The organism is Bradyrhizobium sp. 160 (assembly GCF_023073735.1).
Taxonomy (GTDB): Bacteria; Pseudomonadota; Alphaproteobacteria; order Rhizobiales; family Xanthobacteraceae; genus Bradyrhizobium.
In genome coordinates this window covers 1-542 of record NZ_JADPKD010000027.1, presented here as the reverse complement: position 1 = coordinate 542, position 542 = coordinate 1, and the positions used below count along the sequence as shown (strand labels likewise).

1 protein-coding gene is annotated in these 542 nt (G+C 64.6%); it reads right to left on the bottom strand.

Going from position 1 to position 542, the window contains the following annotated elements; genetic code table 11:
- Positions 1-542: TetR/AcrR family transcriptional regulator (locus IVA98_RS09600; RefSeq protein WP_247354795.1), on the bottom strand; the 542-nt coding region annotated here is incomplete at both ends.

Sequence of the window (542 nt, the reverse complement as noted above, 5' to 3'; positions counted from 1 at the left end):
CTCAGGAGAAACTCACAGAGCTGCCGCTCCAGATCGTTTGCCTTGCCGTAAGCGAGACAGGGCGTGGCCGGCAGCCTGGTCAGCGCCGCCGTCATCAGCGAATGATGCGCGAACCAGAACAGGTTGAGCGGATCGCCAGTGCACGGCCGTGCGTCCCCCGCGGCCACCGCGCGCTCGAGCGAGGCGACGAAGACAGCCCCGATCAGCGTCTCGATCTTGGCATAGAGCAAGCGGGCGAATTCGCCATCATCCAAATGGCTCGTGGCCATCAGTCGCAGGCGCTGCGCCTCCTCCTGGTCGGGCCCGTCGGCGATGTGAAGGAAATGCTCGACCATGCCGCGGATCACCTCGACCAGGGTGGCAGTTGAGGGCTCCCGTTCGAGCAGCTCCATCAGGGCTGGATCTGCCTCGCATTCGTCGCTCAGGATCTCGGCGTAGAGCGCCGCCTTGGAGGGGAAATGCTTGAACAGCAGCGCCTCGGAAATAGCAGCGGCGGCCGCCACGCTCTTGGTCGTGGTGCCGTTATAGCCGTGTCGGGCAAA